The sequence below is a fragment of the Actinosynnema sp. NPDC023658 genome (assembly GCF_040639995.1).
Lineage (GTDB): Bacteria > Actinomycetota > Actinomycetes > Mycobacteriales > Pseudonocardiaceae > Actinosynnema.
On sequence record NZ_JBFAAX010001455.1, the window covers coordinates 1 to 1108 of the forward strand.

2 protein-coding genes are annotated in these 1108 nt (G+C 72.7%); one reads left to right on the forward strand and one right to left on the reverse strand.

Annotated elements, in window-relative coordinates:
* On the reverse strand, positions 1-281 hold a 281-nt coding region (locus tag AB0G02_RS41765), incomplete at its 3' end, for an ANTAR domain-containing protein (protein ID WP_360806585.1).
* Positions 282-590: 309 nt separating this feature from the next.
* Here AB0G02_RS41765 and AB0G02_RS41770 point away from each other — a divergent pair.
* The gene (locus tag AB0G02_RS41770; RefSeq protein WP_360806588.1) at positions 591-1046 is read left to right on the forward strand and encodes a MarR family transcriptional regulator; all 456 of its coding nucleotides are present in this window, start codon (positions 591-593) and stop codon (positions 1044-1046) included.
* The last annotated feature ends 62 nt before the right edge of the window (positions 1047-1108 follow it).

A 1108-nucleotide genomic window follows, 5' to 3' on the forward strand; every position in this document is an offset into this window, starting at 1 on the left:
GCGGCGTCGGCGTCGATCGGGCGCGGACCCGGTGGCGGCGGTGCCACGCCCAGCACGCCCGCCGCGATGACGACCAGGTCGCTGCCCGTGGCCTGGGAGAGCCGGACCATGTCCTCGAACGCCTCGTCGGGCCGGCACGACAGCCGTTCGGCGAGCACGCCCTTGGCCTGCTCGACCACGGCCTGCCAGCGCGCGACCGAGCGCAGCCGGTCGATCTCGTCGCGTTGCCGGGCGACGACATCGGCCAGCGCCGAGCCGGTGGGATCACGCTGGACAGCCATCCGACCCAGCATCGCGCGCCGACGGCCGGAAGACCACCCGAGAAGCGTGATCGTTCGTCCACATAGGCCTGGACGACCGCACCCGTCCGCGTGCGTGGTCGCGCAGGGCGACGGGCTCCGCCACACCGTGCGCCGGGAGTCCGGCGAGTCACCACATCGGGTGTCGGGCCGCCGGTGTCCGCGGACCTCGGTCCCGAGCGCTCCCCGTCACGAGCCTTCAAGGAAGCACGTCCCTGTGTCGACTCAGTATCCTGATACTCGGATAGCCACTCGGTATCAGGTACCTGAGTCGACTGAGGATGTTGTGACATGGTTGACGTGCCCGTCGAGGAACACCTGTGCAGCCGCCTCCGTCGCGCGGAGCAGGCCCTGTCCGGGCACCACGAGGCGGCGCTGCGCCGCTACGGGCTGACCATGACCCGGTACACGGCGCTGCTCGCGCTGCTCAGGGAGGACGGCATGTCCGGCGCCCGCCTGGCCCGCGCGTGCGGCGTCACGCAGCAGAGCATGGCCGGCGTCCTGGCCGGGATGCAGAAGAAGGGGCTGGTCGACCGGCGACCCTCGCCCGTGCACGCCAAGGTCCTGGTCACCACGCTCACCCCCGAGGGACGCGACCTCCTGGCGCGCGCCTACCAGGACGTGATCGTGCTGGAACGCGCCCTCACCGACCGCTTCACGCCCGAGGAGCACGCCCTGTTCTGCGCCTTCCTCGACCGCGCCACCGCCACCCTGGTCGAGCAGACACCCGGCCACGGACCGGCGTAGGCGCACGGCCGGCGCTACCGGCCGGGGCGGACGCCGTCGACGCGGGCCGGGGAGAGCGCGGC